Raw genomic sequence first — 24,532 nt, 5'->3', positions numbered from 1 at the left:
ATCGGCCTCGCCTCTCCGTCATCGACGCCCGTTGCGAGAAACCGCTTTCTCGGATACGGTCGACCCGACCACCTACCCGGGAGAGGACACCGATGACCCGTCTCGACTGGCTCACCGTACGCGGCACCGACCTCGTCGACGAGAGCGGAGCCGCGGTCCGGCTCGCCGGCGTCGGCCTCGGCGGCTGGATGAACATGGAGAACTTCATCACGGGGTACCCGGGCAACGAGGAGGACATACGTCGCATCCTGCTCGACCGCATGGGGCGCGAGGCGTACGACGCGTTCTTCGAGGCGTTCACCCGGGACTTCTTCGATGAGGCGGATGCCGCGCACCTCGCATCGCTCGGCATCGACAGCGTTCGCATCCCCTTCAACTACCGGCACTTCGAAGACGACGCCCGGCCGTTCGAGCTGAAGGAGGAGGGCTTCGAGCGCCTCGACCGGGTGGTGACGCTGCTCGCCCGCCACGGCATCTACTCGATCCTCGATCTGCACGCCGTGCCCGGTGCGCAGAACCAGCACTGGCACAGCGACAACCCCACCCACCGGGCCGCGTTCTGGAGGCATCCGCACTTCCAGGACCGCGTGGTGCACCTGTGGGAGGCGCTCGCCGACCGCTATCGCGACCGCCCCGAGGTGGCGGGCTACAACCCGGTGAACGAGCCCGCCGACGAGACCGGCGAGGTGCTGCCGCGGTTCTACGACCGGCTCGAGCGGGCGATCCGCGCGATCGACCCCCGGCACGTGCTGTTCCTCGACGGCAACAAGTATTCGACCGACTTCAGCGCCTTCGACGCGCGCAGCGAGCCGCTGCCGAACACCGTGTACACGGCGCACGACTACGCGCTGCCCGGCATCACGAGCGCGACCGAGTACCCCGGCACGACACGCGGCGAGTACTTCGACCGTTCGGTCGTGGAGCAGACGTTCCTGCGCCGAACCGAATACATGCGCCGCACCGGCACGCCCATCTGGATCGGCGAGTTCGGCCCCGTGTACTCGACCGACCGGTCGCAGGACCCGTGGCGCCTGCAGTTGCTGCGCGACCAGCTCGAGATCTACCGCGACCACGGCGCGAGCTGGGCCCTCTGGACGTACAAGGACATCGGCCTCCAGGGCCTCGTGCACGCGCGGCCCGACAGCGACTACGTCGAGCTCATCCGTCCCGAGCTCGAGACGAAGCAACGGCTCGGCATCGACTCGTGGGGCGGGTCGGACGCGGGCGTCCGCGACATCCTCGATCCCATCGACGCGGTCTTCGACGCCGAGTTCCCGGGCTATGCGCCGTGGCCCTGGGGCCGCCAGCCGCACATCGCCGTGCTCGTGCGGCACATCCTGCTGGCCGAGCCCCTGGCCGAGCGCTTCGGCGATCGCTTCCGGGGACTGACTCCGGATGCCGCGGCCGGCCTTGCCGCGTCGTTCCGGTTCGACCGCTGCATCGAGCGCACCGGGCTCTCCGACGTGCTGCGCGAGCACCTGCAGCCGGCCGCGGCGCGCGCCTGACCCGGCGGCTCAGGCGCGCGGCAGCACCACCCTTGGTCCCGAGCGCCGCATGACACGGGCGCCGTCGAGCTCGACCCGCTCGTTGCCCGCGATCTCGACGGAGAACTCCTCGCCGTCCAGGTGCACAGCCCCGGCGACCGGCCGAGCGGTCATGCCGACGAGGGCGCTCAGGCGCCCGGCGCGGTCGGTGACGGCGCGCAGCCCGTGCGGCATCCGCAGGAACTGGCGGCCGTCGCGATAGCCGACCGCCTCGGTGCCCGTGTTCACGAGCTCGAAGCGCGTGCCGTCGACGGTGCGCTCGTAGGCGAGCTCGTCGGCGACATCGTGGTGGTCGACCCGCCGCGGCACCATGCCCGTGAACCAGAGCTCCCCGTCGGGCCGGGGCAGGATCCCGAAGAGCCGCTCGACCGTGTCGAGCAGCCACAGGATGGCCGGGGAGTACTGCTCGGTGTAGCCCGGCTCACCCGTCCACGGGCTCATCACCTGGGGGAACCGTCCCATGCGTGCCACGGCGGCGACGACCGGCATGAGCGAGAAGGCGAGCTCGGCCACGTGGCCGTGGTGCTCGAAGGCGTGCGGAGCGCGGATGAGGGTCAGGAAGTTGACGGGTCCACCCCAGGAGTTCGCGTGGAAGTCGTGGTCGAACCGCGGGTCGTCGAGCGCGAGCGACGTGAACGGATACGCGGAGAAGAACTTGCGCGAGTTCAGCAGGTACCGCTCGAGCGAAGACGTGAAGAACCCGTGGTCGCCGACCTCGCTCGCGAGCACGCGCAGGAGCACGTCGGACTGCACGCGCACGTGGCGGCCCGCGGCATCCACGTCGTACCAGCATCCGTCGGTCTCGTCGAAGCAGGCCTCGAGTGCGGCGAGGCTCGCGGCGGACTTCGCGCGCCAGGGGGTGGGATCGTCGCCGAGTTCCTCCGCGATGAGAGCGAGGTACGCGCGCTGGCAGGCGACGTTGGCGGTGAGATCGGGCGCGAGGAACGGCAGCACCCCCGACTCGGGATCGAACGCGGCGGCGTCGCCGCCCGGGGTCTGGTCGGGCACGCCCCAGAACCGGGGAGACCGGTCGTGGCCGGTGTCGAAGGTGCAGAACGCCTCGACGCCGCCGGTGCCACGCGTGTCGCGGTGCTCCGCAAGCCACGCGTCATGGCGGGCGAGCGCGCCGTACATCGTGGCGAGGTACTCGCGGTCGCGCCCGTCGAGGAGGTAATGGTGCCAGACGCTGCGGGCGAACGGCGTGACCATCTGGATCTGGGCGTACCCGGCGCCATCGGCGGTGAGTTTGTAGGGGAGCAGTCCGTCGCCGCGCTGGTGTGCGGCGAACTGCAGGTGCGTGTCGCGGGTGACCGCGGGGTCGAAGCGGTCGAGCACCTCGGCGTTGATGGTGGCGGTGCTCTCCATCCAGCTGCCGAGGTAGACGCCCCCCTCGTTCAGCACGGGCACGTCGCCGTCGAGCGGCAGGATGCAGCGGGCCAGCTCGTCGACGGCCTGCTGCCACGCCGCCTCGAGGGGACCGCCGAGGGCGGCGAAGCGCACGTCGCCGAGGCGCACCGACGAGGCGCGCAGGCGCTCGAGAACGGGAGTGGAGTGCGACATGATGCTGGGGCCTTCGGGAGATCGTAGCCGGGAATCGGAACGGCGGCCGTGGGCGATCTGGGGGGATCGCCCACGGCCGCGCACCGGGGGAGCGGGTCGGGTCAGCCGGCCGCGAGTGCCGCCTCGAGTTCCGAGACCCACTGCGCGGCGCCGTCGGCGACCGACGTCTTGCCGAACAGGATGTCCGACTCGATGCGCTGCGACAACTCGTTGAGGATCGCGCCGCCCGCCGGCTGCGGGGGTGCGACCACGCCGATCTCGAGCACCTTCTCGAGGTACTCCGCCGACTGCGCGTCGGCCGGGGCGAGCAGCGGCTTCACGACTCCGAGGATGTCGGGGTTGAACTGCAATCCGCGGTTGGCGAGGATGATCTTCGCCGGCTCGGGCTGGTTGAGCAGCCAGTCGACGAGGAGTGCGGATGCCTCGGGGTGCTTCGTCTCCGACGCGATCGCCCAGAACTGCGAGGGCAGCACGGCGACGCCCGAGACGCCCGTCGACGTGGGCGGGGCGACGATCTGGATGTCCGCACCGCCGGTGCCGGCCGCGTACGACCCGATCTGGTTGTTGTAGGCGAACGTGATCGCGGCCTTGCCGGTGCCGAACAACGACAGGTCGGGGGTCACGTTCCAGTGCTCGACGATGACCGAGGGGTCGGGCAGTCCGCCGCCTTCGACGAGCTCCTGCTCGAGCTCGTACCACTGCTGGATGATCTCGGCGTCGGTGGCGAGCTCGCCGTCCCAGCCGTAGATGCCCTCCTCGGTGTACTGGGCGACGTAGGTGCCGAGGATGTCCTGCACGCGCAGGTCGAGGCCGACCACGCCCGGGACCTTCGCCGAGATCTCGTTCGCCGCCGCGACCAGGTCCTCCCACGTCCAGTCGTCACCGGGCACGGGGACGCCGGCCTGCTCGAAGATGGTCGTGTTGATGAGCGCGCCGATGGCATTGCCGCCCGTGGGCAGCCCGTACAGCGTGTCGTCGACGATCGCGTTGGTGAGCGTGAAGTCCTCGTACTTGCTCGTGTCGAGCTGCTCGCTCACCGTGGACAGGTCGAGCAGGGCGCCGGCCGCGCCGTACTCCTGGGGCTTGGCCCCGCCGAGGGCGAACACGTCGGGCGCGGTGCCCGAGGCGAAGTCCGTGGCGAGTCGGTTGAACAGGTCGTCGGGGGCGCCGACGGGCTCCTCGACGACCGTGATGTTCGGGTACTCCTCCTCGAAGAGGTCGATCGCGTCGGCCATGATCGCCGAGCGCTCGTCGTTGCCCCACCACGCGATGTGGAGCTCGATCTCCTCGTCGGGATCGAACCCGCCGGACTCGCCCGAGGCGGTGCCCGAGCATGCGGTCAGGAACAGGGTCGCGGTCAGGGCGACGCCCAGCGTCGTCCGTCGTGCAACGGAGCGTGTCATACGCGTCATTGCGCCTCTTTCCATGTGATCGAGGGCCGCGTTCCCGCGGTCCCGGTGCTGTACTCCGTGACGTCGGATTCGTCGCGGAGGGGCGGTGCACACGACCTGGGGATCATCCTGTGAAACCGCTTTCTCGGGAAACTAGCATCGATATGTTGGGGTGTCAACGAAATATCCTCGGGGAATCTGAAACGTTGCAGAGGGCGCCGAGACCGCGTCAGCTCGAGCCGACGGTCTCCGCGGCGGCACCGCTGCCGATGCCGGCGCGCCGGCCCGGCGCGGCGGTCGACCCGCGGATCGCGACCCGCGGCTGGAGGAGCACATCGTCGCCCGGAGCCTCGTCGCGGCCGAGGGCATGCAGCCGCTGCCACGCCTGCATGCCCAGCTCCTCGTAGGGGACGGAGGCGGTCGTGAGGGGCGGCGACGTGTAGCGCGCGAACGGGATGTCGTCGAACCCGGTCACCGACAGGTGCTCGGGCACGCGCACGCCCTCGGCGGCGAGGCCGTCGACGAGTCCGATGGCGACGAGGTCGTTGAACGCGATCGCGGCCGTCGCGCCCGACTCCCTGACGAGGGTCGCGACGCGTCGCCCGTCCTCGGTGTCGGCGCCGCAGCTGATGCGATGCAGGATCACGTCGGGCATCGTCGCCTCGAACTCGTCGAGCGCGCGTCGCCGCCGCTCGTTCGAGACGCTGCGCTCGGGTCCGCCGAGGTACACGAAGGTGCGGTGCCCCTGGTCGTACAGGTGCTGCGCGAGCTCCGTGATCCCCGCGCCGTAGTCGATGGAGAGCGAGGGGGCGGAGACCGACGGCGACGGTCGGTTGATGAGCACCACGGGGCCGAGTGTCGCGGCGAGCTCGACGAGCGTCTCCTCGGGCATGCGCGGGGCGCACAGCACGACCGAATCGCAGCGGCGGCGCAACTCGGTCGCGAGCACGGGTTCATCGTCGGGCGTCTCGGCGGAGTCCGCGACGAGCACGCGGTAGCCGTCGCGCGCGGCGGCGCGAGTGAGGCCGCCGAGGATGGCCTGGAACGCCGGGTTGCGGATGTCGGGCACGAGGAGCGCGACCGTGTGGGTCTCGCCGAGGGCGAGGCTGCGCGCGAGCGGGCTCGGCGAGTACCCGAGCTCGGTCGCGGATCGGCGGACGCGATCGGCGACCGACGGCTCCCCGACGAATCGATCGTTCATCACGCGCGACACGGTCGCCGGCGAGACGCCCGCATGTCGGGCGACGTCGGCGATCGTGGTGGTGGTGCCTCGTCGAGCCATCGGTCTCCTCACTCAAGGAACGTATTTGACAAATCGCGGTGCGTGCAACAAAAATCAGACAGCGCGAGAAACCGCTTTCACGAGCGTAGCGGTTCTCAGCTCTGACAGGGAGGTCGTGATGAGCAGTCTCGGCGAACTCCGCACGCTGGCGCGTGCGGCGCGTTCGAGCGGGCCACGGGTCAAGGAGAAGCATCCTGACAACAAGGCGGGATTCCTCTTCCTGCTCCCGTGGCTCGTCGGCATCCTCGTCTTCACCGTAGGTCCGATGCTGGCGTCGCTGTACCTCGCGTTCACCGACTACAACCTGCTGCAGCCGCCGACCTGGGCGGGCATCGACAACTTCGTGCGCATGCTCGGCGACGCGCGACTCTGGAACTCGTTCCGGGTCACGCTCGTCTATGTCTTCGTCTCGGTGCCGCTGCAGCTGGCCCTCGCGCTCGGCGTCGCGATGCTGCTGGATCGCGGCATGCGCGGACTCTCCTTCTATCGGTCGGTCTTCTACCTGCCGAGCCTGCTCGGCGGGTCGGTCGCGATCGCCATCCTCTGGCGTCAGGTGTTCGGCAAGGAGGGCATCGTCAACGGCTTCCTCTCCTGGTTCGGCATCGAGGGTCCCGGCTGGATCGCGCATCCCGACTTCGCACTCGGCACGATCATCGTGCTCCACATCTGGACGTTCGGCTCGCCGATGGTGATCTTCCTCGCGGGGCTCCGGCAGATCCCCGACATGTTCTACGAGGCGGCCGAGGTCGACGGCGCCGGCCGGGTGCGCCGCTTCTTCTCGATCACGCTGCCGCTGCTCACGCCGATCATCTTCTTCAACCTGGTGCTGCAGGTGATCTTCGCCTTCCAGTCGTTCACGCAGGCGTACATCGTCTCGGGCGGCACCGGAGGTCCGAGCGACTCCACGATGTTCTTCACGCTCTACCTCTACAAGCAGGCGTTCACCGAGCTGAACATGGGCTACGCCTCGGCCATGGCGTGGTTCCTCCTGCTCGTCATCGGCGCCATCACCGGCCTCAACTTCTGGCTCTCGAAGTACTGGGTGTTCTATGACGACTGAACTCGACCGCGCCTCGCGTACGACCACCGAAGGGAACGCGACCATGACGTCAACGGGCTCAACGATCGAGCCGCCCACCACCCGGGCGATGGTCGGGGCATCCGTCGATCAGCCCGACGCGGGGATCGCGCGCCGCCGATGGATGTCGGTACTGAAGCACGCCGGGCTCATCGCGCTCTCGGTCGTGATGGTGTACCCGCTCATCTGGCTCGTGGTCTCGTCGTTCAAGCCCAACGAGAAGATCTTCAGCGATCTCAGCATCTTCACCGGCGACCTGACGTTCGAGAACTACCTGCACGGCTGGACGTCGCAGCAACTGCCGTTCAGCGTGTTCCTGGTCAACTCGTCGATCCTCGTGCTCGGCGCGATCGTCGGCAACCTCATCTCGTGCTCGCTGGCCGCGTACGCCTTCGCCCGGCTCCGATTCTGGGGGCGCAACGCGTTCTTCGCGATCATGCTCGGCACGATCATGCTGCCGTTCCACGTCGTGCTCGTGCCGCAGTTCGTCATCTTCCGCGAGCTGGGCTGGCTCGAGACGTTCCTGCCGCTGATCGTGCCGAAGTTCCTCGCTGCCGACGCCTTCTTCATCTTCCTCATGGTGCAGTTCATCCGCGGCCTCCCGAAGGAGATCTTCGAGGCGGCGCGCATCGACGGTGCCGGCCAGTTCCGGATCTACTCGCAGATCACGCTCCCGCTCATGGTGCCCGCGCTCGCCACCACCGCGATCTTCACGTTCATCTGGACCTGGGGCGACTTCTTCGGGCCGTTGATCTACCTGCGCACGCGCGAGAACTTCCCCGTGTCGATCGCGCTGAAGGGCTTCGTCGACGCGCAGTCCTCGTCGGACTACGGGGCGATGTTCGCGATGTCGGTGGTCAGCCTCATCCCGCTGTTCCTCGCGTTCCTCATCGGGCAGCGCTACCTGATCAAGGGGTTCGCGACCACCGGCATCAAGTAGCCGGCGAGGCCTCGCACCGCGGGCCGGTCTCGCCGCGGCGACCGTCGCGGTGGATCGGCTCGCGGGTGCCGGGCTCGCGGGTTCCGGACTCGCGTGAGGCGGCGTCTCGATGGCCCGGCTTCGTGAGCGGGATCGGCGAGGTGAGCGCGACCTGCTCCGAGAAGTCGGCGGGCACGAGCCGATCGGTGGGCACGGGCGGCACCAGGGCGTGCTCGCGTTCGCGTTGCTCGGCCTCGAGGTCGCGCACGACCTCGACGGGCTGCGTCGCGATCGCCGCGAGGGCAGCGGTCGGGGCATCCGCGAACCGCACGACGGGCCGCCAGCGGGCACGCGGATGCCTCGCCAGGTGCATTCCCCGCGCGACGATGAGCCAGCCCAGGCCGATCAGTGCGGCCGTCGCCCCGGCGGATGCCGCGACGCCGAGGGCCCACCGGGGGCCGAAGGCGTCGGCGACAGCGCCCACGATGGGTGCGCCGACCGGGGTGCCGCCGACCATGACCGCCATGTAGAGCGCCATGACCCGTCCGCGGAGGGCCGGGTCGGTGGTGGACTGCACGTAGCCGTTGGCGGTCGTGAGGATCGTTACCACGCCGAAGCCGATCAGCACCATCGAGGCCGCGAAGGTCCAGAACGTGGGCATCAGCGCGGCGATGAGCGCGGCCAGGCCGAAGAACCCCGCGGCGATGATGACGACGCGCAGCCGCGCCCGATCGCGTCGGGCGGCGAGCAGGGCCCCGGCGAGCGACCCGATCGCGAGGATCGACGAGAGCAGGCCGAACTCCCCGGCGCCACGGCCGAACTCGACCGCCATGGTCGACGCGAAGATCGGGAAGTTCATGCCGAAGGCGCCGATGAGGAACACGATGACGAAGACGACCACGAGGTCGGGGCGGCCGGCGACGTACCGGAATCCGGCGACCAACTGCCCGCGCTGCCGTGGGCCCCGCGCGTGCTGGCGCATGGAGTCCGTCCGGAGCAGCGCGAGCGCACCGAGCATCGCGAGGAACGTTGCCGCGTTCACGATGAAGACCCACCCCGAGCCGACGAGCACGATGAGGACGCCGGCGACCGCGGGTCCGATGAGCCGCGCGGTGTTGAACGACGCGGAGTTCAGCGCCACCGCATTCGACATGTGCGAGCTCGACACGAGGTCGGTGACGATCGTCTGGCGCACGGGCGTGTCGACGGCGCTGACGATGCCGAGCGCGAGGGCGAAGGCGTAGAGGTGCCAGAGTTGGGCGACGCCCGTCACGAGCAGGACGCCGAGTGCCAGGCCGAGCATCATCATGGAGCCCTGCGTCAGCATGAGCGTGGTGCGCCGGTCGAAGCGATCGGCGATGAGTCCGGTGACGGGCACGAGCAGGAGCTGCGGCGCGAACTGCAGGGCCATCGTGACACCGACGGCGAAGGCGTCGTTGTCGGTGAGCTCGGTGAGCACGACCCAGTTCTGGGCGGTGGCCTGCATCCACGTGCCGACGCTCGAGACGAGGGCGCCGATGAACCAGATGCGGTAGTTGCGGATGGCGAGGGAACGGAACATGGCACTCATCTGGTGGCGAGACCTCCCATCAGTTCTGCGGCACGGGCGAGGACGGCGCGATCCTCCTTGGAGAGCTCCCGGAGGCGCGTGGTGAGCCACGCATCGCGCTTGGAGAGCGTCTGCTGCACGACGTCGCGGCCGGCATCGGTCAGCGTGATGTTGGACTTGCGGCGGTCGACCTCGTCGGCGGTGCGCACGACGTGCCCTGACTCCTCGAGGCAGTTCACCGTGCGGTTCATCGACGGCGCCGAGACCCGCTCGGCCTCGGCGAGCTCGGTGAGCGTGCGGGCGCCGCGGCGGTAGAGCACGCCGAGCACTGCGAGCTGGGCGTCCGAGAGGGCCTGATCGGCCTTCTCGGCACGCAGCCGTCGAGACAGCCGGAAGGTCGCCATGCGCAGTTCGGTGCTCAGCTCGGTGATGGTCGCCACGGTTAGTTAGCATAACTCATTAGTCTTGCTAAGTAAAATCGCCAGGGTCGGCCGCCCTGGTCGGAGGTGATCATGTGAACCAGTGTTACACTGGTTCACATGGCGAATCGCAATGTCACGCTCTCGCTCCCCGAGGAGCTGTTCCGGCGCGCCAGGGTCTTCGCCGCCGAACACGACACCTCGGTGTCGGCACTCGTCGCAGATCTGCTGAGGACCCACGTCGACGTCGAGTACGACGGCGTGTGGGCCGAGGAGGAGCGGCTCATGCGCGAGGGCGTCGGGCCGCGGATCGGCGAGGCCACGCTGTCGCGTGAAGATGCGCACGCGCGATGATGCACGAGTTCGTCGACACCAACGTCCTGCTCTACGCCTACGACGTCTCCGCCGGGGAGCGGCACGTCCGTGCCCGCGAGCTCGTCGGTCGGCTCGGACGCGAGCGCATGGGAGTGCTCAGCGTGCAGGTGCTCCAGGAGTTCTACGTCAACGCCACCCGGAAGATCGCCGAACCGCTCTCACCCGCGAGCGCTCGCGAACGGGTGCTTGCGCTCGCTCGGTGGCGCCTGCACACACCGAGCGCTGCCGATGTCATCGCAGCGAGTGAGATCGCCGAGCAGACGCGGCGCTCGTTCTGGGACGCGATGATCGTGCGGAGCGCGACGCAGATGAACTGCTCGGTGCTCTGGACCGAAGATCTCGATCACGGTCAGCGCGTGTCGGGGGTCGAGCTGCGCAATCCCTTCGAGGGCTGACCGTCGGTCATCGGGTGCGACGGGGCGACCGGCAGCCCGGCCACCCCGTCGTCTCCGGGAGACGGACCCTACGGCAGCGCCGGCACCGCGTTCGCGATGAGCTCGGCGGCCATGTCGGGGAACCAGACGCCGGCGGGCGGGTCGACGACCCCGCGAACGGGATCGGTCGGGCCGGCCGTGCCGCGCAGGCACTGTCCGTCGGACTCGCCGGGGATCTTGATCCAGAGGTACGCGTCGACGAGGTCGTTGCCCGTGTCGGTCGTCGGGCGCAGGCCCAGGCCGCGGTCGGGCGGGTTGCACCAGTCCTCGGGGACCGCCAGGCCGGTGCCCGAGGCGTCCCACGGCCCTTGCCCGTTCCGGCTCGTGTCGATCACGAAGTGCGTGGTCGCCTCGACCTCGCCGAGCTGGAGCGCGTAGCGGGAGTCGACGCCGGCCGTGTCGAGCGCCGGGTCGGCGGCATCCGCGCTCCACTCGCCGAACGGCGACATGGCGACGCCGGTCCAGTTGTTGGCGGGGCCGCCGTTCCAGTACTGGTTGCCGCACTCGCCGAACGCCCCGGGCTGCACCTCGGTGACGAGCGCGACGCAGGAGGAGATCCACGTGCCGTAGGCCACGAGGTTCGGCGTGAAGTGGTAGTTCGACGCGTTGAGGAAGAACCCGTCGGCCCGCTCGACGCCGGCCTTCAGCAGTCGGTCGGTGATGTCGCCGACGTTGAGCCAGCCGCTGTGCGTGCCATCGAGGTAGACCGCCGTGTTGGGCAGCCCGGCGAACGTGTCGACGGCGTAGTTCAGCATCTCGAACCGCTCGGCGGCCGCCGTCGCGGGGTCGCCCTCTGCGGGCTGGCACCACTCGAGCACGCCGTCGACGGTGGTGTACCAGGGGATGATGCCGAGCCCGTCGGGCTCGAGGATCACGACGGCATCCTTGTTGCCGATGCCCTTGGCGAAGCCGTCGATCCACGCGGTGTACTCGTCGACGCTCGTCGCGCCGCCGGCGGAGTACTGGGCGCAATCGCGGAACGGCACGTTGTAGGCGACGAGGACCGGAACCTCCTGCGCGGCATGCGCGGCCGCGACTGCGCGCTTCACGTCGCGCTTGGCCTCGTTCGGCGTGCCGCCGTTGATCCACGTGGCGCTCGGGAAGGAGCCGAGCAGGAGCGCGTCGGTGCGGGCCTGGCCGGTCAGCTCCGCGGCGGCTTCGATGGTGGTGCTGTCGGGATTGACCCAGAGCTCGGCTCCGGGATGGAGTACGTCGTTCGCCGCGAGCGCCGCGGGTGCGGGCGCGACGGCGATGGCGACAGCGGCGAGCGCGGCGGCGGACGTCGCGGCGGCTCGTCTGAAGATCGGTGGAAGCGACATCGGTTCCTCCTGCTCGGTTTCTGGCCTCGCGCTCGGAGTGAGAGCGCTCTCACGGCCGGTTGATGATCTACCTTGCTCCTGGTCCGGGTTCGCGTCAAGGGCGAGGGTTGCCGGACGCCTCGACGGTGGGCGGCGTGCCGAAGCGTTCGCGGCGAGAGTCGAGCAGCGGATGCCGCGACTGCGACAATGGCCGCATGCCCACGTTCACCGACGACCACGGGGTCCGCATCCACTATCAGTCGTGGCGCGTGCCCGACGCGACCGCCGTGGTGCAGCTCGCGCACGGCGTCGGCGAGCACATCGGCCGCTACACCGAGCTCATCCAGGCGCTGAACGACGCCGGGTACTCGGTGTGGGCCGACGACCACCGCGGCCACGGGCAGACGGGTTTCGAGCAGCACGGCGGCGACCTCACCCGCATGGGCCGGCTGGGTCCGGGCGGGCTGCGGGCGGCGATCGAGGCCGTGCACCGGTTCACCTCCGTCATCCGCGACGCCGAGGCACCCGGCCTCCCGCTCGTGCTCCTCGGCCACTCGTGGGGCTCCCTCATGGCCCAGATCCTGTTGAACCGGTACCCCGACGAGTTCGACGCCGTCGTGCTCACCGGCACCGCGCACCGCACCCTGCTCGACATGAACGGCGGCGACCTCAACCGCCGGCACCGCCATCTCGGGACGACGCCCGTGGAGTGGCTCAGCCGCGACCCCGAGGTGCCGCCCGCATTCATGGCCGACCCGTACACCACGGAGGTGTCGCTGCAGAAGCTCTTCGGACTCGTCGACGCCGCACGCCTCCTCGGACGGCCTGCGCGGGCGCTGCCCGCCGAGTTGCCGGTCCTCATCATGGTGGGTTCCGACGACCCCCTCGGCGGCGCTCGCAGCGCCGAGAAGCTCGCCGACAGCTACCGCCGCCGTTCAGGACTCGTCGACGTCGAGCTCATCGTGTACCCCGAGGCCCGGCACGAGGTCTTCAACGAGACGAACCGCGCCGAGGTGCGCGCCGACCTCATCCGCTGGCTCGACGAGCGATTCGCGGTCGACTGACCCGGCCTGCGCCCCGACCCCTGCAGCTCGTGCAGGAGAATGGGCGGCATCCCCGGCTGACTGCGAGGATGGGGCCCATTCTCCTGCGCAAGCTGACCGTAGGCTGGACCCCATGCACGGTGAGTACAAGGTCCCCGGCGGCAAGCTCGTGGTCGTCGACTTCGACGTGGTCGACGGCGTCATCCGCAACCCGCGGGTGGCCGGCGACTTCTTCCTCGAGCCCGACGAGGCGCTCGACGACATCAACCGGGCGCTCGAGGGCCTGCCCGCGGCATCCGACGCCAAGCAGATCGCCGCGGCGGTCGCGAAGGGACTGCGCCCCGACGCGGTGATGCTCGGCTTCTCGGCCGACGCCGTCGCCGTCGCCGTGCGACGGGCCATGACGGATGCCACGACCTGGTCGAACTACGAATGGGAGCTCGTGCACGACCCGGCCGTGCCGCCGCGGCTGCACCTCGCGCTCGACGAGGTGCTCGCCACGCGCGTCGGCGAAGGGCGCCGCAAGCCCACGCTGCGCTTCTGGGAATGGGACGAGTCGGCCGTCGTCATCGGCTCGTTCCAGTCGGTGCGCAACGAGGTCGACCCCGACGGGGCCGAGCGGCACGGCTTCGAGGTCGTGCGACGCATCTCGGGCGGCGGCGCGATGATGATGGAGAAGGGCAACGTCGTCACCTACTCGCTCTACGTGCCCGCCGAGCTCGTGCAGGGCATGAGCTTCGCCGACTCGTATGCGTTCCTCGACGACTGGGTGCTGCAGGGGCTGCGCTCGATCGGCGTCGAGGCGACGTACCAGCCCCTCAACGACATCGCGAGCCCGGCCGGCAAGATCGGCGGTGCGGCGCAGAAGCGGCTCGGGTCGGGTGGGGTGTTGCACCACGTGACCATGGCGTACGACCTCGACAACGAGAAGATGCTCGAGGTGCTGCGCATCGGGCGCGAGAAGATCAGCGACAAGGGCATCGCGTCGGCGGCCAAGCGCGTCGACCCGCTGCGCTCGCAGACGGGCCTGCCGCGGGCGGAGATCATCGAGGCGCTCAAGCAGACGTTCACCGGACTCTACGGCGCGACGCCGGGATCGGTCGCGGCCGACGAACTCGCCGAGGCGGAGGAACTGGTCGAGGCGAAGTTCTCCACCCGGGAGTGGCTCTACCGCGTGCCCTGAGCGGCGACGCCGTGCCGTGGCATCCGCTCGTGTCCCATTCTGCGGATATACGATCGGGCGCGCCGCAGTTGCGGGGCGCCGCCCCGGGTGTCGGATCGTATATCCGCAGAATGAGACGGCCGAGGCATCCGGATGCCTCCTCCACACCCACCGAGGAAGGCTCAGCGATCCCCGCTACAATCACCCGGGTGGAGTGGTGGATGTGGGTCGGGATCGCCGTGCTCGTCGTCGGCGCCGGGTGGCTCGCCGTGCGGCGCGGCTGGATCGACCTCTCCGACAAGACCCGCCGAGGTGGCGGCGGTGGCGGCATCATGATGATCGGCGACGAGGTGTTCGCGCCCCGCAAGCACGAGGCGCAGGCCGAGCTCGACCGGCAGAGTCGCCTGCCCGCGCCGGCGCCCCTTCCCGGCGACGGTGACAAGGGCATCGCGTTCGCCGCCGACGACGTCGACGAAGAGCACCCCGATCGGTTCCGGGGCCGGATCCGTCTCGACATCGACCGCGGCTGAGTCCTGACGCGGCCCGCGGACGCCGTGTCTCAGCTGAGCGGCAGCACGCCCTCGAGCCCGGCGCCCCACGCCTTCGCGCGCTCGAGCTCGCCGTCGGCGATGGGTCCGGAGTAGCCGTGCACGCCGAACGTCTCGGGCTTGGCCGCGGGCCGGAACCCGAGCGCGACGAGCTTCTTCATCGCCTTCTTCGCGGCCGAACCGGGCAGCCGCGGTGAGACCGTGCGCGTGTCGAACGTCGCCACCGCCACGGCGCTCCCGGGCGACGACAGCCGCTCGATCCACTCCCGGATACCGTTCGCCGGAATCCGCGTGGCACCCTGTTGCCGCGCCGACTCGCGGGTCGACGCGCTCGTCATCGAGAACGCGTGCGTGGGTCCGCCGACGACCAGCAGGTCGACATCGTCCTCGATCGCGGGCGGTGCGGATGCCGCATCCACGACATCGACCGCCTCGGCCCCGATGCCCGCGGCGATCTCGCGCGCGATCTGCTCGGTGTTTCCCCAAATGGTCTCGTAGACCACCATCACTCGCATGTCGGACCCCCTCCCGCGCCACCCTACGCCGACCACGCGACGAGGTGAACCCGCTGGCAGACTGGAGCCGTGGCATCCGACGAACCCGACCGCATCATCCATGCGGACAACCTCGACGTGCTGCCGACCCTGCCCGACGGGCGCTTCACGCTCGTGTACCTGGATCCGCCGTTCAACACGGGGCGCATGCAGGCGCGGCGGGCCACGCGTCACGTGCGGGTCGTCGCGCCCGCGCTCGCCGAGGGCTCGGGCGACGAGCAGGCGACGGATGCCCCGCGCCCCGCGTCATCCGGAACCATCACCGGGTTCGCCGGCAAGCAGTACGAGCGCATCCGCGGCGACCTGCTGCGCTACGACGACCGGTTCGAGGACTACTGGGCGTTCCTCGAGCCGCGGCTCACCGAGGCGTGGCGCGTGCTCGCCGACGACGGCACGCTGTACCTGCACCTCGACTATCGCGAGGCGCACTACGCGAAGGTGCTGCTCGACGCGCTGTTCGGGCGGGAGTGCTTCCTCAACGAGATCGTGTGGGCGTACGACTACGGCGCCAAGGCGAAGCGCAAGTGGCCGACGAAGCACGACACGATCCTCGTGTACGTGAAGGACCCGGCCCGCTACTGGTTCGACTCGTCCGCCGTCGACCGCGAGCCGTACATGGCGCCCGGGCTCGTGACGCCCGAGAAGGCGGAGCTCGGCAAGCTGCCGACCGACGTGTGGTGGCACACGATCGTGTCGCCGACGGGCCGCGAGAAGACGGGGTACCCGACGCAGAAGCCCGAGGGGATCCTGCGGCGCATCGTGCAGGCGTCGACGCGCGAGGGCGACTGGGTGCTCGACTTCTTCGCCGGCTCGGGCACGACGGGCGCGGTGGCGGCGACGCTCGGCCGCCGCTTCGTGCTCGTCGAGAAGAACGCCGAGGCGATCGAGGTCATGCGAGCGCGGTTCAAGGATGTCGCGGGCGTCGAGTTCCAGGAGGGCGTGCCGGCCTCGGCCGCGGGTTGAGGGGGGCGCGAATCGAGAGGTCGCAGATGCAGGGTCGCACCCTGCATCCGCGCCCTCTCGATCCAGCGGATGTCCCGCGGGGCCGTCGCTGCTCAACCCACCTTCGTCCAGTCGCCGCACTTGCTGGACCTGAAGTCCTGCCCGGCTGACACAGTGACGGTGATGCTGCCCATGGTGCCGTAATCGTTCTCCACGATGTCGGAGTAGTTCGTGCCGGAGGTGTAGATCACCCAGTAGCAACTGCCCCCCGTTGGATTCGCCTGATATGTGCCGGCCTCCATCGTCGAACCCACCGTGTAGACGTGCCCGTCCTTGAGCGTCGTCGCGGCGACCTGCTGCTCGACCTTCGAGACGGCGGCCTCACGACGTTCGAGCTCGACCTCTCGGTCGTCAGCGTCGACCTCGCGGGCCTCGACAGCGACCTCCCGGTCGACGAGCTCCTGCTCGCGCTCCTTATAGGACGTGAGCTGTCCGTTCAGGCTCTCAGCTCGTGACTGCTCCCGTTCGAGCGAGTCGCTGAGTTCGGCGGTTTCGTTCGTCCACGTGATGCTGATCGTCACCAGGGCCGCCAGCGCAGCGGCCGCGACCAGGCTCGCAGCAATCAGCGGCAGCAGCAGGCGGGGCCAGGCGCGCTTCCGGCGAGGTGGGACCTCCTGGCCGACCGTGGCTTCCCCTGACATCAGCCGGCCAACGTCGAGAAGATCGCCGCGTCGTACGTGAACGGCGTCGGCGCGATGGACACGGTCACGTCCGCGGCATCCGCCAGCGAGTACGCCATGGTCCACGAGAAGGACTGCCCGGGGAGCACGTCGGCGTTGCCGCCGAAGGGCTCGAGGGCCACGGTGTCATTCGACAGGTCGGTGATCGACTCGCCCTTCACTCCTCCCGAGGTGACCTCGGGCATCGAGAGCAGTTCGAGGGTCGCGTCGCTGCCGTTGACGACCGTGAACGTGATGGTCACGTTGTTCGGGTGCGTCGCACCGGCCGCGTACGGCGACGGTGTGTAGGGCGCCGGGGCCGCGACGGTCAGGGCGACCCCGTCCTCGTAGGTGAAGGTGCCCCCGAACGGTGTCACGTCGGGCTGCGCCGGCGCCGGTGCGTCGGATGCCACGGCCGCCGCGGGCTCGTCGCGCGAGGTCGTCGCTCCGCCGGTCTGCGCACACCCGGTGAGGGCCAGGCCGGCGAGCAGGAGGGCGGCGGCGGTGATGCTGATGCGAGTGTTCATGAGTGGTTTCCTTCTCTTGGTTGGGTTAGGAGTGCGTCCGAGCGAGCCGCGCCGGGTCAGCCGGTGAACTCGATCACGACGTCGAGGCCGTTCGAGGGGTGATAGCCCCACGACGCCGAGAGGTCGTCCCACTCGGCGGTCTGGCGCCCATCGAGCGCGCGGGTGCTGTCCATGCGAGTGATGACACTGTCGGGCACGTCGAGTTCCACGAGCACGCAGACGACGTCGGTGAGTTCTGCGCCGCTGGCCTCATCGCCCTCGGTCTGCAGCGACACGCTGTCGCCGTCGTCGCCCACGACGATCCAGGGGTTGTCGGCGACGTCGCAGGTCTCCACGGCGTTGGTGATGGGACTCGGGCTCACGGCGGCGGTGACCGCATTGAACAGCGGGCCTGCGAGTGCGCCGATGAGGATGCCGGCGATGAGGCCGATCCCGACGCCGGCAGCTCCGATGACGAGGTGCCGCGTGCTCGGGGCGCCTGCATCGGGCGGCGGGCCGGGGACCGCAGGATCGGTGATGTCGGTGCGCTCGACGGGCTGAGCCTCAGCGCCGACCTGTGGATTGGATTCCTCGTTCATGCTGGGTCCTTTCAGAACCGCGGCAGCTGCAGCAGGTTGTCGGTCTCCCGCCCGTTGGCGACGGTCGTGAGATGGCGCCGGCCGTTGTTGCCGGCGCGCGTGATCACCAGCGCCTGGGCTCCGGTGACGTCGTGGCGGCTGTAGATGACGGTGCCGGCGTCGATGGCGTGGACCATCGCCTCGGTCGAGGCGACCGTCAGCGGCCCCGACATCGTCTGGGAGTACTGCACGGTGGTGATGTGCTCGCTTCGGAGCCCGGGCGACTGCACCCTGACTCGACGGATGAACGGCATGCTCGGGCTCCTTCGTTCGGCGTTGAGGACGTCGTTGAAGGTAGAGCGGAAGTGGCACCGCTCAACGCCAGACAGCCGATAAGGAGGGTTATCGGCGATTCGCTGAGAAAGTAGCGGAGGACTCGCTACCGTTGCGTAAGCCGGGCAACCGTCTGGCCCCGATCGACGAGCGGAGGCTGCCGATGACCACTGTCGCAGAAGCCACCGACCTTCGCATCGGCCTCGCCGACGTCGCACGACTCGCGCGCGTTCAGCGCCCGGTGGTGTCGATGTGGCGCAAGAGGTTCTCGACGGGCCCGAGTGCGTTCCCCGCTGCCCTGGAGACGACGGGCGCTGTCGAGCTCTTCGATGCCGTCGCCGTCGCGCGCTGGCTCGTCGACACCGAGCACGGAAACAACCCCGACGCGATCACCGAGGTGCCGCTTCATGCCCGGCCTCAGGCGTTCGAGGGTTCGTACGTCGACGTCATGACGTCCCTGCTCGCCCTTCGAGCCGCGCACGGGTCTGAACTCGGGGCGCTCGCACGCGACGACCTGATTGATCTCGCCGACGAGACCGATCCCGACGACGAGGCGTTGTTCCGCGAACTCGATCGTGTCGAGTCGGGCCTCGAGCGGATGGCGCGGCACGCCGATCAACTCGTGGAGGGGGCATACGGGGTCGCTCCGGCGTTCGAGCACACGCTCGTCGCGCACCGCCGTTCGAGTCGCGATGACGGGAGATCGGAACTCGCCGCCGAGGCCGCATCGCTGTGCGCCGAGATCGCGATCGAGCTCGCCCTGACGAATCCGCTGGCGGATGCCGCGGCCCCGCGTTTCGCCGATCCCACCGGCGCGTGTGCCGATCGGCTGATCGATGTCGTCGACCGGCTGACCGATGTCGCCGAACCGGTCGTGATGAGTGCCGACGGCGACACTTCGGCGGCGAGGCTCCTGCGCCGACGCCTGCTCGCCCACGGCGTTCCGCGAACCGGACTCGCCGTCGACGCCGCCGGCGACTTCCAGGTGAGCGGACCGGTCGTGAACGTGGCGCAGTACCCCTCACCCGATGGTGGTGCGCTCGATGCCCTGACGACCCTGTCGGCCGTCGACCAGATCGCACTGCAGATGGATGACGCGCAGCGCGCGGTCGTGGTCGCGCCGTCATCGGTGCTCGTCGACGGCGGACTCCAACCGCAGGCGGCCGCTCTCCGCTCGCAAGTGCTGCGCACCGATCGGGTTCGAGCGATCGTGCGGCTTCCAGCCGGACTCCTGCCATCGGCGCCGCGCCAGCACCTGGCGATCTGGGTGCTCGGACCGGCGCACGAGGGCATCGCCATCGCCGATCGTTGGACGATGCTCTCCGACCTCAGCACGTTCGAGCTCACGCCGGTCGTGCGCGCCGACCTCGTCGGCGATCTCGCCGCGGCCATGGGTGACCGACAGTCGGTGCACGCGCACTCGTTCACGTTCACGCGCGTGACTCCCACCAGCAGGGTGCTCGCACGCTCCGGCTCGCTGCTCGATGCCGGCGGGATGCTGCGTCATGCCCCCGAACGGGCCAATGTCGACGCCCAGACATCCGCTCGCTTCGACGAGATCGTGGATGATCTCGGCGCGGATTCCGTGCCGGCCTCCGTACGCGCCGCTGCGCCCTCCGCTTCCCCGGCGCGCGTGCCGCCGGCGACACTCGCCGACCTGGTGCGTGAGGGCCACGTGCGTTACGTGCCAGGCTCGCGTCTCGACATCGGCGACCTGGCCGCCGACGACCGCTCGGGATTCACCGTGATCGGCCCCGGCGAGGTGCGCGGCGAGCGCACGCCGGGCGGCCGCCGGATCGACCGACTTCGCCTCGCCGCGACGTACCCATCGGCTCGGCTCACGGAACCCGGTGACGTCGTGTTCCTGACCGGTGCCGAACCCGCCGCGTGGGTGGACTATGACGGCTCATCGGTCGTGATGGCTCCTGCACGCGTGCTGCGCATCAACCGCGACGATGACGCGGGCCTGCTGCCCGACGTCCTCGCCATGGACGTCGCCCGAAGCGCACCCGCGACCCCGTGGCACTCGTGGAGGGTACGCCGCGTCGCGACCGACCAGCGAGCACCGCTCGCGCGCACCCTGGCCGACCTCCGCAGCGCTCGCGCCGAGGCGCTGCAGCGGATCGCCCAGCTCGAGCAACTCGAGCACCTGATCGTGGCGGGAACGACCGCCGGAACGCTGACCCTCACCGAACCACCGGCCGAGTAGCTCCGAGCGAGGCGACGTACCGAGACCTACCGAAAGGATCGCAATGCCCCCGAGAACAAAGGCCGCCCCGTCGGCGCCCTCAACCATGAAGGAGCTGAAGGACACGCTCTGGAAGGCCGCCGACAAGCTGCGCGGTTCCATGGACGCGTCGCAATACAAAGATGTGATCCTCGGGCTCGTGTTCCTCAAGTACGTCAGCGACGCGTTCGACGAGCGGCGAGAGCAGATCGCCGCCGAGCTGCGCGCCGACGGCATGAACGACGAGCAGGTGGCGCAGCTCATCGACGATGTCGACGAGTACACCGGCCGCGGGGTGTTCTGGGTTCCGGATGCCGCGCGCTGGGGCTTTCTCGCCGAGAACGCGAAGGGCCTGCCTGCGATGGGCGGTGAGCCGGCGAAGTCGATCGGCCAGCTCATCGACGAGGCGATGGACGCGATCATGACCGCGAACCCGTCGCTCGCGGCGACGCTGCCGCGCATCTTCAACCGCGACAACGTCGATCAGCGCCGGCTCGGCGAGCTCATGGACCTGCTCAACTCGGCGCGGTTCACGGGTCAGGGCGCGACCCGAGCGCGAGACATCCTGGGTGAGGTCTACGAGTACTTCCTCGAGAAGTTCGCGCGTGCCGAGGGCAAGCGGGGCGGCGAGTTCTTCACGCCAGCGGGGGTGGTGCGCGTGCTCGTCGAGGTGCTGGAGCCGACAAGCGGCCGAGTCTACGACCCGGCGTGCGGGTCGGGCGGCATGTTCGTGCAGGCCGAGAAGTTCCTCGAGGCCCACGACCGCGAGGGCAGCGACATCTCGGTCTACGGTCAGGAGCTCAACGAGCGCACATGGCGTCTCGCGAAGATGAACCTGGCCATCCACGGCTTGAACGGCAACCTCGGCCCGCGCTGGGGAGACACGTTCGCGCGCGACCTGCACGCCGACATGCAGGCCGACTACGTGATGTCGAATCCGCCGTTCAACATCAAGGACTGGGCGCGCAACGAGCAGGACCCGCGCTGGCGCTACGGCGTGCCGCCCACCGGCAACGCGAACTACGCGTGGATCCAACACATCCTCTCGAAGCTCGCCCCGGGCGGGCAAGGTGCTGTCGTCATGGCGAACGGCTCGATGTCGTCGAACTCCGGCGGCGAGGGCCAGATCCGCGCGCAGATCGTCGAGGCGGATCTCATTTCATGCATGGTGGCGCTGCCGACGCAGCTATTCCGCTCGACCGGCATTCCGGTGTGCGTCTGGTTCTTCGCGAAGGACAAGACCGCCGGCCCTTGCGGCTCGATCGATCGCACCGGTCAGGTGCTCTTCATCGACGCCCGCAACCTCGGCTACATGGTCGACCGCGCCGAGCGTGCCCTCAGCGACGACGACATCGCGAAGATCGCGAACACGTTCCACGCCTGGCGCGGCACGAAGTCGGCGACGGATGCCGCGCTGCCGGCGTATGCGGACGAGGCCGGGTTCTGCCGCTCCGCGACCCTCGACGAGATCAAGAACGCGGACTACGCGCTCACGCCCGGCCGTTACGTCGGCGCAGCTGACGCAGAAGACGATGGAGAACCGATTGAGGAGAAGCTCGCGCGACTAAGAGTGGCGCTCTTCAGTGAGTTCGCTGAGTCGGAGCGGCTCGCGGGTGTCGTGAAGCAGCAGCTCGATCGGGTGGGTCGATGACTGGGGAGGTCCGACTTGGGGACGTGACCAAAATCGACGTGGGGTTTCCGTTCAAGAGCGAGTGCTTCTCGGAGAACCCTCAGGACATTCGTCTCTTGCGGGGCGACAACATCGCGCAAGGGCGACTGCGGTGGGCTGGAGTCAAGCGTTGGCCGATCGGATCACCGTACGACTCGCGATACGCGTTGGCGCCGGGCGATGTCGTCCTCGCAATGGATCGTCCCTGGATTGAGGCGGGGCTCAAGCAGGCGACCGTGCGAGACGATGACCTTCCGGCCGTGCTCGTTCAGCGTGTCGCGCGACTCCGAGGCGTTGACGGAAAGCTTGATCAGGGGTATCTCGCAGCGATCGTGAGCAGCGGTTCCTTCTCCGACTACTTGGTCTCGGTGCAAACTGGCAGTGCGGTGCCACACATCAGTGGTCGGCAAATCGCCGAATTCAGTCTCAGACTCCCGCCGATCGGTGAACAGAGGGCAATCGCGGAGGTGCTCGGCGCCCTCGACGACAAGATCGCCGCCAACACCAAGCTCGCCGCAACCGCACGTGAACTTGCACTCGCGATGGTGCCGACCACGGGCGATCGTGTAACGGTTCTGGAGTTCGCGACGCTTCAGAAGACGCAGGTCGATCCGGGAACTCTGGGCGACGAGGTCGTAGACCACTACAGCCTCCCAGCGTTCGACTCAGGGGACGGCCCGGAACTGGTGGAGGCGCGCAACATCAAGAGCAGCAAGTTCGTCGTGTCGGAGCCGTGCGTGTTGATCTCCAAGCTCAATCCTCGGTTCCCGCGCGTGTGGGACCTCGCGCGGGTGAATGGGCGACGAGCGCTGGCGTCGACCGAGTTTCTCGTCCTGGAGCCGCGTGAGATATCGACTTCCGTCCTTTGGAGTCTTCTTGCCCAGCCGTCGTTCGGTCGTGCTCTGGAGTCGAAGGTCGCGGGTACTTCAGGCAGCCACCAGCGCGTGAAGCCGATCGAGGTTCTCGAGGCTCGCGTGTCGGACCCGCGCGGATGGCCAGAAGAATCGCGGGCAACCATCGAGTCACTTGCGTCTGCGGCTATGGCCGCTGATGCGGAGAATCGAACGCTTGCAGAGATGCGCGACGCGCTTGTTCCACAACTCATATCCGGCAAGCTGCGCGTGCGCGCTTGGACGGATGAGGTGTAGCTGTGTCGGCGTCGGCGGCCACGCTCGCCCCGACCGAGCGTGCTTGAAGCAGGCGAGGCGGTGTGTTAAGTTTTGACTGAACAACACGAGATTCGCGTCTTTGAAGACAGCGATGTCGTCGTGCTCGTCAGACGCGGGAACGGGGATAGCGATGCTCTGCAGTTCATCCAGTCGCTCGACAAGCGGTATCAGGCCAGGTTCAAGCGCTACTTCGAGCGGCTCCGCGACGGCCACCAGATCCAGTCGCCCGAGCACATTCGGCGGCTGAACGACGGCAGCGAGCCGGCCGTTCACGAACTGAAGGCGGACAAGTACCGGCTCTACCTCATCAGAGTCGGAAGCCGATGGTTCGTCACGCACGGCCGCCCGAAGCCCAACGACAACCAGGTAACGAAGGAGACCCAGAAGGCGCGTGCGATCTTCTGGGAGGCGCGAGGAGACCACTCATGAGCAACGGATCCGTGTTCCCAACTGGTGACTCAGACTTTGACGCGGTCTACGCGGAGGAGGCTGCGATGGTTGATGCGAGTGAACTCATCGCCGCGGCCCTTGTTGAGTGCGGCATGAAGAAGTCTGAGCTTGCCGAACGGCTCGGCGTGAGCAAGAGCGAGATCTCCGCACGCCTCGCGGGTGAACGCAATATCACCGTGCGCACACTGGCCGCCACCCTGCACGCCTTGGGACAAAGGCTGGAGCTCTCCCTCGAGTCTGGACTCGGCCGGCCGGCTCATACAGCGCGCAGTGAATGGCGATTTCCCTCCGATGAGCAGCATCTTGCGGCGCCTCACCCGCGAGCCTCGCACGGTTGGGCTCTCCCGACTCGGGCTGCCCGATGAACGCCCGCTTTCGAATCACCGACCCTCAGGTCTCGTTCGTCCGGGCGCACCGCGATGGAGCCGAGGAGCCGCACGTGCACTGGTACGTCGGTTACGCGCCAGACCTGACCGAAGACCGCGACGCCCGCGTCGTGCTCGCGACCGTTCACGCCGCCGGAGCGAATGGTGGTGGCGACGTCGAAGTGAGCGCGCTGCTGTGGCGGACCACCGACGAGCCGTGGGACGTTGAAGAGTTGGCCTCCGATCTCGAGATCTCCGACGCGGTGGAGACGCTCTACGACTTCGCGCGGGTGAGCCTGCGTTCCGTGCTCGCACTGACCGAAGCCGACGTCACTGTCCCGACAAAGGCGCCGGCCCCGGTGATCCGCGAACTCGTCAAGCGCGAAGATGCCGACGCCGACGCGTAATTCACGAGCTT

26 protein-coding genes are annotated in these 24,532 nt (G+C 68.9%); 15 read left to right on the top strand and 11 right to left on the bottom strand.

Going from position 1 to position 24,532, the window contains the following annotated elements; genetic code table 11:
* Positions 1 to 92: 92 nt before the first annotated feature.
* Positions 93 to 1,505, top strand: a complete 1,413-nt coding sequence (locus EZM51_RS10660) for a cellulase family glycosylhydrolase (RefSeq protein WP_136708233.1) — start codon at positions 93 to 95, stop codon at positions 1,503 to 1,505.
* Between the two features lie 9 nt (positions 1,506 to 1,514).
* Here EZM51_RS10660 and EZM51_RS10655 read toward each other — a convergent pair whose 3' ends face one another.
* The 3 genes from EZM51_RS10655 to EZM51_RS10645 all read right to left on the bottom strand — a co-directional run bounded on the left by EZM51_RS10655 (position 1,515) and on the right by EZM51_RS10645 (position 5,777).
* Positions 1,515 to 3,104 carry a hypothetical protein gene (locus EZM51_RS10655; protein WP_136708232.1) on the bottom strand — a complete coding sequence of 530 codons (1,590 nt, stop codon included), beginning with the start codon at positions 3,102 to 3,104 and terminating at the stop codon, positions 1,515 to 1,517.
* 101 nt (positions 3,105 to 3,205) lie between these two features.
* Positions 3,206 to 4,507, bottom strand: coding sequence for an extracellular solute-binding protein (locus tag EZM51_RS10650; protein WP_169053867.1), 1,302 nt, complete (start codon positions 4,505 to 4,507; stop codon positions 3,206 to 3,208).
* A 217-nt stretch (positions 4,508 to 4,724) separates the two neighbouring features.
* A complete protein-coding gene (locus EZM51_RS10645; protein WP_136708230.1) occupies positions 4,725 to 5,777 on the bottom strand; it encodes a LacI family DNA-binding transcriptional regulator in 1,053 nt (350 codons plus the stop codon).
* 118 nt (positions 5,778 to 5,895) lie between these two features.
* On the opposite strand from EZM51_RS10645, the gene EZM51_RS10640 reads away from it, so the two are divergent.
* Together EZM51_RS10640 and EZM51_RS10635 are read left to right on the top strand one after the other, a co-directional pair.
* Positions 5,896 to 6,837 carry a sugar ABC transporter permease gene (locus EZM51_RS10640; RefSeq protein ID WP_136708229.1) on the top strand — a complete coding sequence of 314 codons (942 nt, stop codon included), beginning with the start codon at positions 5,896 to 5,898 and terminating at the stop codon, positions 6,835 to 6,837.
* Between the two features lie 88 nt (positions 6,838 to 6,925).
* On the top strand, positions 6,926 to 7,795 hold the full coding sequence (locus EZM51_RS10635) for a carbohydrate ABC transporter permease (protein WP_248305613.1): 870 nt from the start codon (positions 6,926 to 6,928) through the stop codon (positions 7,793 to 7,795).
* Here EZM51_RS10635 and EZM51_RS10630 read toward each other — a convergent pair.
* Together EZM51_RS10630 and EZM51_RS10625 are read right to left on the bottom strand one after the other, a co-directional pair.
* Complete coding sequence (locus EZM51_RS10630; protein ID WP_136708227.1) at positions 7,788 to 9,335, bottom strand: MFS transporter; 1,548 nt, start codon at positions 9,333 to 9,335, stop codon at positions 7,788 to 7,790. The genes EZM51_RS10635 and EZM51_RS10630 overlap by 8 nt on opposite strands.
* Before the next feature lie 5 nt (positions 9,336 to 9,340).
* Positions 9,341 to 9,763 carry a MarR family transcriptional regulator gene (locus EZM51_RS10625; protein ID WP_349236064.1) on the bottom strand — a complete coding sequence of 141 codons (423 nt, stop codon included), beginning with the start codon at positions 9,761 to 9,763 and terminating at the stop codon, positions 9,341 to 9,343.
* A gap of 99 nt (positions 9,764 to 9,862) precedes the next feature.
* Between EZM51_RS10625 and EZM51_RS10620 the strand changes: the two genes are divergently transcribed.
* Complete coding sequence (locus EZM51_RS10620; protein ID WP_136708226.1) at positions 9,863 to 10,096, top strand: DUF6364 family protein; 234 nt, start codon at positions 9,863 to 9,865, stop codon at positions 10,094 to 10,096.
* Complete coding sequence (locus EZM51_RS10615; RefSeq protein ID WP_136708225.1) at positions 10,093 to 10,512, top strand: PIN domain-containing protein; 420 nt, start codon at positions 10,093 to 10,095, stop codon at positions 10,510 to 10,512. The genes EZM51_RS10620 and EZM51_RS10615 overlap by 4 nt, the downstream gene beginning before the upstream one ends.
* Positions 10,513 to 10,580: 68 nt before the next feature.
* Here EZM51_RS10615 and EZM51_RS10610 read toward each other — a convergent pair whose 3' ends face one another.
* Entirely contained in the window at positions 10,581 to 11,870 is a 1,290-nt protein-coding gene (locus EZM51_RS10610; protein ID WP_136708224.1) for a glycoside hydrolase family 6 protein, read from the bottom strand.
* Between the two features lie 194 nt (positions 11,871 to 12,064).
* Here EZM51_RS10610 and EZM51_RS10605 point away from each other — a divergent pair, with 194 nt between their 5' ends.
* The 3 genes from EZM51_RS10605 to EZM51_RS10595 all read left to right on the top strand — a co-directional run bounded on the left by EZM51_RS10605 (position 12,065) and on the right by EZM51_RS10595 (position 14,584).
* Positions 12,065 to 12,913 carry an alpha/beta fold hydrolase gene (locus EZM51_RS10605; protein WP_136708223.1) on the top strand — a complete coding sequence of 283 codons (849 nt, stop codon included), beginning with the start codon at positions 12,065 to 12,067 and terminating at the stop codon, positions 12,911 to 12,913.
* A 112-nt stretch (positions 12,914 to 13,025) separates the two neighbouring features.
* Complete coding sequence (locus EZM51_RS10600) at positions 13,026 to 14,075, top strand: biotin/lipoate A/B protein ligase family protein (protein ID WP_136708222.1); 1,050 nt, start codon at positions 13,026 to 13,028, stop codon at positions 14,073 to 14,075.
* Between the two features lie 188 nt (positions 14,076 to 14,263).
* Positions 14,264 to 14,584, top strand: a complete 321-nt coding sequence (locus EZM51_RS10595) for a hypothetical protein (RefSeq protein ID WP_136708221.1) — start codon at positions 14,264 to 14,266, stop codon at positions 14,582 to 14,584.
* 29 nt (positions 14,585 to 14,613) lie between these two features.
* Here the strand turns inward: EZM51_RS10595 and EZM51_RS10590 are convergent, their stop codons facing one another.
* Positions 14,614 to 15,117, bottom strand: coding sequence for a flavodoxin domain-containing protein (locus tag EZM51_RS10590; RefSeq protein ID WP_136708220.1), 504 nt, complete (start codon positions 15,115 to 15,117; stop codon positions 14,614 to 14,616).
* Between the two features lie 69 nt (positions 15,118 to 15,186).
* Here EZM51_RS10590 and EZM51_RS10585 point away from each other — a divergent pair, with 69 nt between their 5' ends.
* A complete protein-coding gene (locus EZM51_RS10585; RefSeq protein WP_169053866.1) occupies positions 15,187 to 16,119 on the top strand; it encodes a site-specific DNA-methyltransferase in 933 nt (310 codons plus the stop codon).
* Positions 16,120 to 16,211: 92 nt separating this feature from the next.
* Here EZM51_RS10585 and EZM51_RS10580 read toward each other — a convergent pair whose 3' ends face one another.
* The 4 genes from EZM51_RS10580 to EZM51_RS10565 all read right to left on the bottom strand — a co-directional run bounded on the left by EZM51_RS10580 (position 16,212) and on the right by EZM51_RS10565 (position 18,215).
* A complete protein-coding gene (locus tag EZM51_RS10580; RefSeq protein WP_136708219.1) occupies positions 16,212 to 16,679 on the bottom strand; it encodes a hypothetical protein in 468 nt (155 codons plus the stop codon).
* A gap of 119 nt (positions 16,680 to 16,798) precedes the next feature.
* Complete coding sequence (locus EZM51_RS10575; protein WP_136708218.1) at positions 16,799 to 17,344, bottom strand: hypothetical protein; 546 nt, start codon at positions 17,342 to 17,344, stop codon at positions 16,799 to 16,801.
* Positions 17,345 to 17,400: 56 nt separating this feature from the next.
* Positions 17,401 to 17,922 carry a hypothetical protein gene (locus EZM51_RS10570; protein ID WP_136708217.1) on the bottom strand — a complete coding sequence of 174 codons (522 nt, stop codon included), beginning with the start codon at positions 17,920 to 17,922 and terminating at the stop codon, positions 17,401 to 17,403.
* Positions 17,923 to 17,933: 11 nt separating this feature from the next.
* Positions 17,934 to 18,215, bottom strand: coding sequence for a DUF3892 domain-containing protein (locus EZM51_RS10565; protein WP_136708216.1), 282 nt, complete (start codon positions 18,213 to 18,215; stop codon positions 17,934 to 17,936).
* 182 nt (positions 18,216 to 18,397) lie between these two features.
* On the opposite strand from EZM51_RS10565, the gene EZM51_RS10560 reads away from it, so the two are divergent.
* From EZM51_RS10560 to EZM51_RS10540, 6 genes are all read left to right on the top strand, one after another.
* Positions 18,398 to 20,443: a hypothetical protein gene (locus tag EZM51_RS10560; RefSeq protein ID WP_136708215.1), complete on the top strand. Its 2,046-nt coding sequence runs from the start codon at positions 18,398 to 18,400 to the stop codon at positions 20,441 to 20,443.
* Between the two features lie 43 nt (positions 20,444 to 20,486).
* A complete protein-coding gene (locus tag EZM51_RS10555; RefSeq protein ID WP_136708214.1) occupies positions 20,487 to 22,112 on the top strand; it encodes a class I SAM-dependent DNA methyltransferase in 1,626 nt (541 codons plus the stop codon).
* Positions 22,109 to 23,278, top strand: coding sequence for a restriction endonuclease subunit S (locus EZM51_RS10550; RefSeq protein ID WP_136708213.1), 1,170 nt, complete (start codon positions 22,109 to 22,111; stop codon positions 23,276 to 23,278). The genes EZM51_RS10555 and EZM51_RS10550 overlap by 4 nt, the downstream gene beginning before the upstream one ends.
* Positions 23,279 to 23,398: 120 nt before the next feature.
* Positions 23,399 to 23,728, top strand: a complete 330-nt coding sequence (locus tag EZM51_RS20555) for a hypothetical protein (protein WP_169053864.1) — start codon at positions 23,399 to 23,401, stop codon at positions 23,726 to 23,728.
* Positions 23,725 to 24,114 carry a helix-turn-helix transcriptional regulator gene (locus tag EZM51_RS10545; protein WP_169053863.1) on the top strand — a complete coding sequence of 130 codons (390 nt, stop codon included), beginning with the start codon at positions 23,725 to 23,727 and terminating at the stop codon, positions 24,112 to 24,114. Before EZM51_RS20555 ends, EZM51_RS10545 begins: the two co-directional genes overlap by 4 nt.
* A 74-nt stretch (positions 24,115 to 24,188) precedes the next feature.
* Positions 24,189 to 24,521: a hypothetical protein gene (locus EZM51_RS10540; protein ID WP_136708211.1), complete on the top strand. Its 333-nt coding sequence runs from the start codon at positions 24,189 to 24,191 to the stop codon at positions 24,519 to 24,521.
* Positions 24,522 to 24,532: the final 11 nt, after the last annotated feature.

Origin of the sequence: Agromyces sp. H66, assembly GCF_004959775.1 — a bacterium.
GTDB lineage: Bacteria > Actinomycetota > Actinomycetes > Actinomycetales > Microbacteriaceae > Agromyces.
This window is presented reverse-complemented; position numbering and strand designations above follow the sequence as displayed.

What these genes read in the sequence shown, in the direction of transcription:
- EZM51_RS10660 (WP_136708233.1), top strand. Translation starts at nt 93, where the DNA reads ATGACCCGTCTCGACTGGCTCACCGTACGCGGCACCGACCTCGTCGAC.
- EZM51_RS10655 (WP_136708232.1), bottom strand. Translation starts at nt 3,104, where the DNA reads ATGTCGCACTCCACTCCCGTTCTCGAGCGCCTGCGCGCCTCGTCGGTG.
- EZM51_RS10650 (WP_169053867.1), bottom strand. Translation starts at nt 4,507, where the DNA reads ATGACACGCTCCGTTGCACGACGGACGACGCTGGGCGTCGCCCTGACC.
- EZM51_RS10645 (WP_136708230.1), bottom strand. Translation starts at nt 5,777, where the DNA reads ATGGCTCGACGAGGCACCACCACCACGATCGCCGACGTCGCCCGACAT.
- EZM51_RS10640 (WP_136708229.1), top strand. Translation starts at nt 5,896, where the DNA reads ATGAGCAGTCTCGGCGAACTCCGCACGCTGGCGCGTGCGGCGCGTTCG.
- EZM51_RS10635 (WP_248305613.1), top strand. Translation starts at nt 6,926, where the DNA reads ATGGTCGGGGCATCCGTCGATCAGCCCGACGCGGGGATCGCGCGCCGC.
- EZM51_RS10630 (WP_136708227.1), bottom strand. Translation starts at nt 9,335, where the DNA reads ATGTTCCGTTCCCTCGCCATCCGCAACTACCGCATCTGGTTCATCGGC.
- EZM51_RS10620 (WP_136708226.1), top strand. Translation starts at nt 9,863, where the DNA reads ATGGCGAATCGCAATGTCACGCTCTCGCTCCCCGAGGAGCTGTTCCGG.
- EZM51_RS10615 (WP_136708225.1), top strand. Translation starts at nt 10,093, where the DNA reads ATGATGCACGAGTTCGTCGACACCAACGTCCTGCTCTACGCCTACGAC.
- EZM51_RS10610 (WP_136708224.1), bottom strand. Translation starts at nt 11,870, where the DNA reads ATGTCGCTTCCACCGATCTTCAGACGAGCCGCCGCGACGTCCGCCGCC.
- EZM51_RS10605 (WP_136708223.1), top strand. Translation starts at nt 12,065, where the DNA reads ATGCCCACGTTCACCGACGACCACGGGGTCCGCATCCACTATCAGTCG.
- EZM51_RS10600 (WP_136708222.1), top strand. Translation starts at nt 13,026, where the DNA reads ATGCACGGTGAGTACAAGGTCCCCGGCGGCAAGCTCGTGGTCGTCGAC.
- EZM51_RS10590 (WP_136708220.1), bottom strand. Translation starts at nt 15,117, where the DNA reads ATGCGAGTGATGGTGGTCTACGAGACCATTTGGGGAAACACCGAGCAG.
- EZM51_RS10575 (WP_136708218.1), bottom strand. Translation starts at nt 17,344, where the DNA reads ATGAACACTCGCATCAGCATCACCGCCGCCGCCCTCCTGCTCGCCGGC.
- EZM51_RS10570 (WP_136708217.1), bottom strand. Translation starts at nt 17,922, where the DNA reads ATGAACGAGGAATCCAATCCACAGGTCGGCGCTGAGGCTCAGCCCGTC.
- EZM51_RS10565 (WP_136708216.1), bottom strand. Translation starts at nt 18,215, where the DNA reads ATGCCGTTCATCCGTCGAGTCAGGGTGCAGTCGCCCGGGCTCCGAAGC.
- EZM51_RS10560 (WP_136708215.1), top strand. Translation starts at nt 18,398, where the DNA reads ATGACCACTGTCGCAGAAGCCACCGACCTTCGCATCGGCCTCGCCGAC.
- EZM51_RS10555 (WP_136708214.1), top strand. Translation starts at nt 20,487, where the DNA reads ATGCCCCCGAGAACAAAGGCCGCCCCGTCGGCGCCCTCAACCATGAAG.
- EZM51_RS10550 (WP_136708213.1), top strand. Translation starts at nt 22,109, where the DNA reads ATGACTGGGGAGGTCCGACTTGGGGACGTGACCAAAATCGACGTGGGG.
- EZM51_RS10545 (WP_169053863.1), top strand. Translation starts at nt 23,725, where the DNA reads ATGAGCAACGGATCCGTGTTCCCAACTGGTGACTCAGACTTTGACGCG.